Origin of the sequence: Kitasatospora nipponensis (genome assembly GCF_039528135.1) — a bacterium.
Classification (GTDB): Bacteria; Actinomycetota; Actinomycetes; order Streptomycetales; family Streptomycetaceae; genus Kitasatospora; species Kitasatospora nipponensis.
In genome coordinates this window covers 1-9,063 of record NZ_BAAALF010000258.1, presented here as the reverse complement: position 1 = coordinate 9,063, position 9,063 = coordinate 1, and the positions used below count along the sequence as shown (strand labels likewise).

The window sequence follows — 9,063 nt, the reverse complement described above, 5'->3', positions numbered from 1 at the left end:
CAATCATTCAGGAGAAGCCCCCACCGTTTATTCGGTGGGGGCTTCTTCGCGTTTCTGGCAGACTCCGGCGCATGACTGATCTTGAGAGCGTCACGGCGACGACGGAGCCCGGTGCGTATGTCCGCAGCCTGCCGATCGGTGAGCGGATCGCCCTTCCCACGGGCGAGGAGACCGTCACCAGCTGGCCGAACTTTCCGATCGAGGGCGAGTTGCGGCTGAAGGTCCTGGACGAGCCCGTCCTGCCGGAGCCGCCGCGGTCCGGCGAGGAGGGGCCCGAGACGTGCCACGTCTGTCTCCGGGACCCGGCCGATCCGGAGGTGCTCTGGCAGGACGAGCACTGGCTGGTGACCGCGCCGGTGGAGCCCGGTGGGCTGCCCGTCGAGGCGATGCTGTACCCCCGTGGTCACCACGACCTGGCGGACCTGCCGCCGGAGCGGTCGGCGGAGCTGGGACCGCTGCTGCAGCGCCTGGAGCGGGCCGTCACGGCCCTGGGCGGCATCGGCCGGGTGCACTTCAACCGCTGGGGTGACGGTGCCAAGCACCTGCACGTCTGGGTGATCCCGCGGCCCGAGGGCATGCTCCAGCTGCGGGGCAGCTTCCTGCCGCTCTGGGGGGACCTCCTGCCGAAGCAGTCGGCCGAGGACTGGGCGGAGACCCGCGGCCGGCTGGCCGCCCTCCTGGCCGCCGACGGCTGACGTCCGCGGGCATCTCCGGCCGGGCCGGATCAGGGCTGGATCAGCCCGAGGGCTGGATCAGCCCGAGCTGCCTGAGCAGGCGCATGTTGTCCCAGTTCCACCAGCCTTCCGCCAGCCTGCCGTGCTCGAGGCGGAAGGTGGTGGTGCCGGTGGTGTCCAGTTGCCGGTGGGTGGCCGGCAGGCCCCTGAACGCGCCGGTGTGGGTGCCCTCCCAGGTCCACCGGCTGGAGATCAGGTCGCCCTCGGCGCACTGGCTGCGGACGGTGAAGGCGGCGTCGAAGGCCGCGCCGTAGGTGCCCATCTTCGCGACGAACTCGTCGGCGGTCAGCGGGCCGGTCTCGTCCGCCGGGTCGTTGTCCCGGTAGTCGGGGGAGATCAGCTGGCGCAGCAGGTCGACGTCGCCGGTGCCGATCGCGTCGAAGAAGCTGCGCACGGTCGACTTGTCGAACTGGTCGTCGCGGACCACGTCGAGGTCGACGAAGGTCGGCGGCTCGTCGCAGAGCGCCACCATCTTGCTGAAGATCCGGTTGGTCTCCGGCATCCGGGAGTTGCGCATCGCCTCCTCGTAGGAGGGGAACTCGACGATCTCCACGACGTGCCGGGCGTCCGCCCGGTCCGAGCCGACGATCGAGTGGGTGGCGGTCCGGCGCCCGCGGGTCAGCTCGATCCAGGTGTCCAGGAGCCGGTTCATCTCGTCGACCTGGTCCGTCTTGCAGTCGATGATCTGCACGAATGTCATGGTCGTACCTCCGGGCGGGACCCCCAACGGCTTCTGTTGCCCCTTACCACTGTCGGCCCGGAGGCGTCCGGTGGGCAAGGCGAGCCGATGCGGGTCCCCCGCGACGGAGGCCCGGTCAGCTGCCGGCGGCGGCGGCCCGGCGGGCGGCCTTCTCGGCCGCCTCCTGCTCGTCCTCGGCCTCGGCGACCTCCAGGGTCGGCGCGGTGCCGCCCAGGTGCGCGGGCAGCCACCAGGTGTCCTCGGGGCCGGCCGGCGCGACCGGGTAGTCACGCTGGGCCCGGTCGAGCATCTCGGTCATGGTGGCGCGCAGGCGGCGGGTGACCATGACCGGCTTGTCGGTGGGCTCCAGGCGGATCGGCTCGCCGATCATGATGGTCACCGGCACGTGCCGCTTGGTCAGCGTCTTGGGCCGGCCCTTGGTCCACAGCTGCTGGGTGCCCCACAGGATCACCGGGAGCAGCGGGGTGTCGGAGTCGGCGGCCATCCGGGCCGCGCCGGTCTTGAACTTCTTCAGGGTGAAGGAGCGGCTGATGGTGGCCTCGGGGAAGACCCCGACCACCTCGCCGGCGCGCAGCGCGCGCACCGCGGCGTCGTACGCGGGCTGACCGTCCGTCCGGTCCACCGGGATGTGCTTCATGCCGCGCATCAGCGGGCCGGAGACGCTGTGGCGGAAGACGTCGTCCTTGGCCATGAAGCGGGTCTTGCGCTTGCCGCCGCGGTAGCCGCCCAGGCCGGCGAAGAGGAAGTCCAGGTAGCTGATGTGATTGCTCACCAGCACGGCGCCACCGGTGGCCGGAACGTTCTCCGCACCGATGATCGTGATCTGCACGTCGAGCGCTCGAAAGACGGTCAACGCGGCCCGGATCACCGGCGGGTACACGAACTCTGCCACGGTCAGCCCTACTTCTTCCCACGGGCCTTCGCCCGGTGCACCGGCACTCGCGACCGCCAGGAGTCGGCCGGGGGCTGGCCCGCGGCACGCCGCGGCTGCCACGGGTGATTCTGCGAACGATGGTCCCTCGAACACGGGCCATCTGTCACCTGGGTGTGCGCCGCCCGCGCGAGATAGTCGTCACACCTGGTCGGAGCGGGCTGCGGGCCGGACCCCCGACGTGTTACCGGCGGGGCACGGGCCCGCGCCCCACCGGCGGCCCGGCTACCGGCCGGTCACCGCGAACCGGGCCTGCCCGCGGCGCAGCAGCAGGTAGACCTCGCAGCCCAGGCAGTAGCCGAAGGCGGCGTTGAGGAAGGCCGCGGCCAGGGCGCAGGCGCAGGCCGCGGTCCCCAGCCAGTTCGCGCCCAGCAGGTAGCCCAGGGCGGCGGGTACGGCGAAGAGCAGGCCGACCAGCTGGGCGAAGCGCGGCGGACGGGCGTCCTCCAGCTCGGTGGGCGGGCCCAGCCGCGGGCGCAGCAGGACGCGGTAGAGCCAGCCGTAGGGGGAGCGGCCGAGCGCGCCGAGCGCGAAGACCACGGCCTGCGCGGCCGGCAGCGGCCAGCTGGCGGTGATCAGGGCGGCGGCCAGGACGAGGGTGGTGAGCGCGGCGGCGGAACGCGGGCCGCGCGGGTCGATCTGCACAGGGGACTCCGGCGAGCTGACGGGAGGCGCCCCGGGGACCGTGCCCGGGACTGCGCCCCTGGCCGGACGGCCGGGGCGGCGGGAGGTCGGCTCAGCGACAGCGGGAGGTGGTGGCCCGGCACAGGTCGATCACCCGGCGGCTCGTCAGGTCCTCCCCGGCGGGCCGTCGGCGGCGCAGCGGGAGGCGCTGGGGGCCGGGGGTGTCCACGCGGCGATGGTACCGGTCGTGGGGCCCGGGCGGACCGGCTCGGGCCGGGCGGACCCGGGCGCCCACCGGGCGTACCGGGCGCCGCGGGCCATGCCGCAGACTGGGGGCATGACCGGACTGGTGGTGTGCGTCGCGGTGCTCGTCCTGGCGGGCGGGTTCGGGCTGGTCCGGGCCCGGCGCGACGGGAGGCTGCGCGCCCCGGGGGCGCGCGGGAGGGACGAGGCCGTGCTGCTGTCCGCTGCCGAACTGGGCGAGGGGGCGGTGCTGGGGGAGCGGGCCACCCTGCTGCAGTTCTCCTCGGCGTTCTGCCAGCCCTGTCGGGCGACCCGCCGGGTGCTGGCCGAGGTGAGCGCGATGGTGCAGGGCGTGGCGCACCTGGAGATCGACGCCGAGCAGCACCTCGACCTGGTCCGCCGGCTGGAGGTGCTGCGCACCCCGACCGTGCTGGTGCTCGACGCGCGCGGCCGCGTGGTGCGGCGGGCGGTGGGCCAGCCGCGGCGCGCGGACGTGATCGCCGCGCTGGGCCTGGCGCTCTGAACGGCCTGCCCCGCCCCGGCGGTGCTGCTCCGTGCACGGTCGGTCCGTGCGGGGCGCGCGGGCGTTGGTCGGGCAATTCCCGGTGCGTTGGTGGGTCCGCGGGGCCGAGAGCTTCGTCACAATGATCAGGCGGTCGACCAGGCCGATATTGCGGCAAGATGTGGGCGACCGGTATTTAGATACTGACGAGTAACCAGAGCGGGATGCTGCCGAGTATGCTGCCGGAAGTGCCGGTCGGGACAGCGGGAATGCGCTGTCCGAAGCGGGCCGCCGCGGGCGCGCCCGTCGTTGCACCGCCGCAGCCGCCGGACGAGACCAGTACAGGAGACAGGCCGTGAGCTTGAGGATCGTTGTCTGTGTGAAGTACGTGCCCGACGCGACCGGTGACCGTCGCTTCGCGGACGACACCACCACCGACCGGGACGCCGTGGACGGCCTCCTGTCGGAGCTCGACGAGTATGGCGTCGAGCAGGCGCTGCGGATCGCCGAGGCGTCGGGCGACGCCGAGGTGACCGTGCTGACCGTCGGCCCGGACGACGCCAGGGACGCGCTGAAGAAGGCACTCTCCATGGGTGCCGACAAGGGTGTCCACGTCAACGACGACGACATCCACGGCAGCGACGTGATCGCCACCTCGGCGATCATCGCCAAGGCGCTGGAGCAGACCGGCTACGACCTGGTGGTCTGCGGCATGGCCTCCACCGACGGCACCATGGGCGTGCTGCCCGCGCTGCTCGCCGAGCGCCTGGGCGTCCCGCAGGTCACGCTGCTCTCCGAGGTGTCGGTCGAGGCGGGCGTGGTCAAGGGCCGCCGGGACGGCGACGCCGCCACCGAGCTGGTCGAGGCTTCGCTGCCGGCCGTCGTGTCGGTCACCGACCAGTCGGGCGAGGCCCGCTACCCGTCCTTCAAGGGCATCATGGCCGCCAAGAAGAAGCCGGTCGCCGAGCTGGACCTGGACGACCTGGGCCTGGAGGCCGACGAGGTCGGCCTGGCCGGCGCCTGGACCGCGGTCGAGACCGTCACCGAGCGCCCGGCCCGCACCGCCGGAACGATCGTCAAGGACGAGGGTGAGGGCGGCAAGCAGCTCGCGACCTTCCTCGCCGAGCAGAAGTTCATCTGACCCGCCGTCCGGACCTCACGTTCAATCAGGAGTAACGAATCATGGCTGAAATCCTGGTTCTCGTGGACCACGCCGACGGCGTCGTCCGCAAGCCGGCCCTCGAGCTGCTGACCCTGGCCCGCCGGATCGGCGAGCCCTCCGCCGTCGTGCTGGGCGCCGGCCCGGCCGCCGCCGAGATCGCCGCGAAGGTCGCCGAGTTCGGTGCCGCCAAGGTCTACGTGGCCGACGCCGCCGAGTTCGCCGACTACCTCGTGGTCCCCAAGGTCGACGCGCTCACCCAGATCGCCAAGGCCGCCGACGCGGCCGCCGTGCTGGTCACCTCCTCGGGCGAGGGCAAGGAGATCGCGGCCCGCGTCGCGCTGCGCCTGGGCTCGGGCATCATCACCGACGCCGTCGACCTGGAGGCCGGCGACGGCGGTCCGGTCGCCACCCAGTCGGTCTTCGCCGCCTCCTTCCAGGTGAAGTCGAAGGTCTCGCACGGCGCCCCGGTCATCACCGTGAAGCCGAACGCGGTCGGCCCCGAGGCCGCCCCGGCCGCCGGCGCGGTCGAGAACGTCACCGTCGGGTTCACCGGCAACGCCGCCAAGGTCACCTCCCGCACCGCGCGGGTCTCCTCGGGTCGCCCCGAGCTGACCGAGGCCGCGATCGTCGTCTCCGGCGGCCGTGGCGTCGGCGCGGCCGACGGCTTCGGCGTGGTCGAGGAGCTGGCCGACTCGCTCGGCGCGGCCGTCGGTGCCTCGCGCGCCGCGGTGGACGCCGGCTGGTACCCGCACAGCAACCAGGTCGGCCAGACCGGCAAGCAGGTCTCCCCGCAGCTGTACGTCGCCGCGGGCATCTCCGGCGCCATCCAGCACCGGGCCGGCATGCAGACCTCGAAGACGATCGTGGCGATCAACAAGGACGCCGAGGCGCCGATCTTCGAGCTGGTCGACTACGGCGTGGTCGGCGACCTGTTCCAGGTGCTGCCGCAGCTGACCGCCGAGGTCAAGGCCCGCAAGGGCTGACGACCGCCCAGGCTCGGGCCCGCGAGGGCCGGCCGCGAGCTGTCCAGCAGGGCGTGATCCCCCGTGGCGGGGATCACGCCCTGCGGCGTTCACCGGCCCCGTAGAGTGCGGGCGTGGACCTGTTGACGGCACTTCAGGGCGGGTACGGCGACGCCGCCGACGCGCTGCGGATCGACGGCCGGGCGATCTCCCGGGAGCAGCTGCTGGCCGCGGCCGGCGCGGTGGCCGCACGCGCCGCCGGGGCCGCCGCGCTGGCGGTGCTGGCCCGGCCCACCGTGGAGACGGTGGTGGCTGTGGTCGGCGGCCTGCTGGCGGGGGTGCCGGTGGTGCCGCTGGCGCCCGACTCCGGCGAGCTGGAGCGCGCCCACATCCTGCGCGACTCCGGCGCCGAGCTGCTGGCCGGCGCCGACGGCGAGTCCGCCGAGTTCCGCTGCGGCCTGGCCGCGCTGCCGGTCGACCTGGCTGCGAAGGCGGACCCGGCGGTGCCCGTGCCCGCGCCGCACGGCCCCGCGATGCTGCTCTACACCTCCGGCACCACCGGCGCGCCCAAGGGCGTGATGCTCTCGCACCGCGCGCTGCTGGCCGACCTGGACGCGCTGGCCGCGGCCTGGGCCTGGACCGCCGAGGACACCCTGGTGCACGGCCTGCCGCTGTTCCACGTGCACGGCCTGGTGCTGGGGGTGCTCGGCGCGCTGCGCACCGGCAGCCGGCTGGTGCACACCGGCCGCCCGACCCCCGCCGGCTACGCCGCGGCGGGCGGCACGCTCTACTTCGGGGTGCCCACCGTCTGGTCGCGGGTCGCCGCCGACGAGGCCTGCGCCCAGGCGCTGGCCGGCGCCCGCCTGCTGGTCTCCGGCAGCGCCCCGCTGCCCGTCCCGGTCTTCGAGCGGCTGACCGCGCTCAGCGGCCACCGGCCGATCGAGCGCTACGGCATGACGGAGACGCTGATCACCGTCAGCACCCGGGCCGACGGCGAGCGCCGCCCCGGCAGCGTGGGCCTGCCGGTGGCGGGCGTGCGGACCCGGCTGTGCGGCGAGGACGGCGTGAGCCCGGTGGCGTGCGACGGCGAGAGCGTCGGCGAGCTCCAGGTCAGCGGGCCGACCCTGTACGACGGCTACCTGGGCCGCCCGGAGGCGGACGCGCAGTCCCGTACCGCCGACGGCTGGTTCCGCACCGGTGACGTCGCCACGATCGGTCCCGACGGCTTCCACCGGATCGTCGGGCGGGCCTCGGTGGACCTGATCAAGAGCGGCGGCTTCCGGATCGGCGCGGGCGAGGTGGAGGCGGCGCTGCGGGACCACCCGGCGGTCGCGGACGCCGCGGTGGTCGGTGCGCCGGACCCGGACCTCGGTCAGGCGGTGGTCGCGTTCGTCGTCCCCGAGGGTCCGGTGACGGGCGATCAGCTCGCCGCGTTCGTGGCCCAACGGCTGTCGGTGCACAAGCGGCCGCGCCGGGTGGTGCTGGTCGAGGAGCTGCCGCGCAACGCGATGGGCAAGGTGCTCAAGAAGCGCCTGCTGGAGGGCTGAGCGGGCCCCGAGCCCCCGAGCCCCGGGCCACCGCTCCCGCCCGCCGACCGGCCTCGGCTCAGCCGGCGGCGAGCCGGAAGGCGAGGCTGCCGAAGGCCACCAGGTCGCCCGGGCGGACCGGGGTGCTGCCGGTGACGCGCCGCCCGTTGACGTGCGTGCCGTTGGTCGAGCCGAGGTCGTGCAGCACCCAGCCGTCCGCGTCGCGCCGCAGCTCCGCGTGCGCCCGGGAGACCGAGATGTCGCTCAGCCGCAGGTCGCTGCCGGGCGCCCGGCCGATCCGCAGCGGGTGCCCGCCGGGCTGCGGCAGGGTCAGCCCCGGCAGCCGCTCGCGGCGCCAGGCGTCGCGCAGCCGGACCGTGAACGAGGACACGCGCCCCACGGTGCGCAGCAGCAGCCGGCCCAGCGGCCCGTCGGCGGGCAGGTCGGCGAGGACGGCGTCGAGCTCGGCCCGGCTGCGGGCGGCCAGTACCAGCTCCATCCGGTGGATGAAGGTGTCGTGCGAGAGTCGGCCGCTGCCCGCGCCGGCGCGCAGCATCCCGAGGGCCTGGTCGCGTTCGGCCTCCGAGGGCCGGTCCGGCCCGCCGGGGGGCGCCGCGCCGGTGCGGGGCTCGAGAGCGGTCATGGCGTCGATTCTCGGCCGTTCGGGGGGCCGGTGTCCAGCGAGCGGCGGGTGCGCGCCGGGGCCGGCCGGCGGGCAGCGGGCGGGGGAGTTGGTACAACCGGGGGATGTGGTGTGACATGTGATGGTGCGATGGCTGGTGCCGTCGCGGGCGCGGGTGCCGGACCAGATAGGGTCGGCCGCCGGGTGCGGGCGGTCGGGGACACGGGAAAGCGAGCGGTGGATGAACAGCGGTCAGGCGCTGGTGGCGGCGATCGACATCGGCGGGACGAAGATCGCCGGTGCCCTGATCGGCGCCGAGGACGGTTCGTTGCGCCACCGCGTCCAGCGGCCGACCCGGGCCCAGGAGAGCGGTGAGGTGGTGCTCGGCGCGCTGGCCGAGGTGATCGGGGAGCTGACCCGCAGCGCGGACTGGCCGCGGGTGCGGCTGGTGGGCGTGGGCAGCGCCGGTCCGGTGGACGCGGTGCGCGGCACGGTCAGCCCGGTCAACATCCCCGGCTGGCGGGACTTCCCGGTGGTCGGCGAGGTGGCCGCGCTGACCGGGGGGCGTCCGGTGGTGCTGACCGGCGACGGGGTGGCGATGACCGCCGCCGAGCACTGGCGCGGGGCGGCGCGCGGCTACGACAACGCGCTCTGCCTGGTGGTCTCCACCGGGGTCGGCGGCGGCCTGGTGCTGCGCGGCGCGCTCTACCCGGGCCCCACCGGCAACGCCGGCCACATCGGCCACATCAGCGTCGACCTGGACGGCGACTCCTGCCCGTGCGGCAGCCGCGGCTGCCTGGAGCAGTTGGCGAGCGGGACCGCGATCGTGCGCCACGCGCTGGCGGCGGGCTGGCGGCCGGACGGCGGGCGGCTGGTGGACATCTCCGGCGGCGCCACGACGGTCGCGGTGGCCGACGCCGCCCGGGCCGGCGACCCGCGCGCGCTGGGCGCCTTCGCCCGCGCCGGGCAGGCGCTGGCGGCCGGCCTCGCGGCCACCGACACGCTGGTCGAGCTGGACGTCGTGGTGATCGGCGCCGGCGTCGCGCAGGTCGGTGAG

General features: G+C 74.7%; 10 protein-coding genes. 6 read left to right on the top strand and 4 right to left on the bottom strand.

Going from position 1 to position 9,063, the window contains the following annotated elements:
- Positions 1-71 precede the first annotated feature (71 nt).
- The gene (locus tag ABD323_RS37430) at positions 72-695 is read left to right on the top strand and encodes an HIT family protein (protein WP_344446566.1); all 624 of its coding nucleotides are present in this window, start codon (positions 72-74) and stop codon (positions 693-695) included.
- Between the two features lie 40 nt (positions 696-735).
- Here the strand turns inward: ABD323_RS37430 and ABD323_RS37425 are convergent, their stop codons facing one another.
- The 3 genes from ABD323_RS37425 to ABD323_RS37415 all read right to left on the bottom strand — a co-directional run bounded on the left by ABD323_RS37425 (position 736) and on the right by ABD323_RS37415 (position 3,010).
- Positions 736-1,434 carry an ester cyclase gene (locus tag ABD323_RS37425; protein ID WP_344446565.1) on the bottom strand — a complete coding sequence of 233 codons (699 nt, stop codon included), beginning with the start codon at positions 1,432-1,434 and terminating at the stop codon, positions 736-738.
- A 115-nt stretch (positions 1,435-1,549) separates the two neighbouring features.
- Complete coding sequence (locus ABD323_RS37420) at positions 1,550-2,326, bottom strand: lysophospholipid acyltransferase family protein (protein ID WP_344446564.1); 777 nt, start codon at positions 2,324-2,326, stop codon at positions 1,550-1,552.
- A 264-nt stretch (positions 2,327-2,590) separates the two neighbouring features.
- The gene (locus ABD323_RS37415) at positions 2,591-3,010 is read right to left on the bottom strand and encodes a DUF4395 domain-containing protein (protein WP_344446563.1); all 420 of its coding nucleotides are present in this window, start codon (positions 3,008-3,010) and stop codon (positions 2,591-2,593) included.
- Positions 3,011-3,326: 316 nt separating this feature from the next.
- Here ABD323_RS37415 and ABD323_RS37410 point away from each other — a divergent pair, with 316 nt between their 5' ends.
- From ABD323_RS37410 to ABD323_RS37395, 4 genes are all read left to right on the top strand, one after another.
- On the top strand, positions 3,327-3,755 hold the full coding sequence (locus ABD323_RS37410) for a thioredoxin family protein (protein WP_344446562.1): 429 nt from the start codon (positions 3,327-3,329) through the stop codon (positions 3,753-3,755).
- A 334-nt stretch (positions 3,756-4,089) separates the two neighbouring features.
- Positions 4,090-4,875: an electron transfer flavoprotein subunit beta/FixA family protein gene (locus tag ABD323_RS37405; RefSeq protein ID WP_344446561.1), complete on the top strand. Its 786-nt coding sequence runs from the start codon at positions 4,090-4,092 to the stop codon at positions 4,873-4,875.
- Positions 4,876-4,916: 41 nt separating this feature from the next.
- Positions 4,917-5,879: an electron transfer flavoprotein subunit alpha/FixB family protein gene (locus ABD323_RS37400; protein WP_344446560.1), complete on the top strand. Its 963-nt coding sequence runs from the start codon at positions 4,917-4,919 to the stop codon at positions 5,877-5,879.
- Positions 5,880-5,992: 113 nt separating this feature from the next.
- The gene (locus tag ABD323_RS37395) at positions 5,993-7,405 is read left to right on the top strand and encodes an acyl-CoA synthetase (RefSeq protein ID WP_344446559.1); all 1,413 of its coding nucleotides are present in this window, start codon (positions 5,993-5,995) and stop codon (positions 7,403-7,405) included.
- A 58-nt stretch (positions 7,406-7,463) separates the two neighbouring features.
- On the opposite strand, the gene ABD323_RS37390 is transcribed toward ABD323_RS37395, so the two are convergent.
- Positions 7,464-8,027, bottom strand: coding sequence for an FHA domain-containing protein (locus ABD323_RS37390; RefSeq protein ID WP_344446558.1), 564 nt, complete (start codon positions 8,025-8,027; stop codon positions 7,464-7,466).
- A 220-nt stretch (positions 8,028-8,247) separates the two neighbouring features.
- On the opposite strand from ABD323_RS37390, the gene ABD323_RS37385 reads away from it, so the two are divergent.
- On the top strand, positions 8,248-9,063 hold an 816-nt coding region (locus tag ABD323_RS37385), incomplete at its 3' end, for an ROK family protein (protein WP_344446557.1).